This is a genomic window from Bartonella sp. MR168JLCBS, assembly GCF_042194175.1.
The window spans coordinates 321-587 of record NZ_JBHIMP010000554.1 but is presented as its reverse complement, the minus strand read 5'-3'; the positions used below and the strand labels follow the sequence as shown (position 1 = coordinate 587).

General features: G+C 44.2%; 1 pseudogene. It reads left to right on the top strand.

From position 1 onward, the window contains the following. A pseudogene (locus tag ACFIK8_RS12620) lies at positions 1–267 on the top strand (ATP-binding protein); the annotation flags it as partial.

Here is a 267-nt window from a genome sequence, read left to right as displayed (position 1 = left end):
TCAAAGGATTCGCCAACATTGGGTTTCGGTGGTGTTTAATCTTGAAGATTTAGACACTGAACAACAAATGTGTACTGTGGATGGCCTTTCTTGGTGCATTATTTGATGTGGAACGCGATTATTGGTATCTCATGCTTGTTGTTGTCGATGAAGCACAATTATTTGCTCCAGCTGCAGCGGGGGAAGTTTCTGATGAAGCCCGTAAAATTTCGCTCGGTGCTATGACCAATCTTATGTGTCGAGGGTGTAAACGTGGTCTTCCTGGTG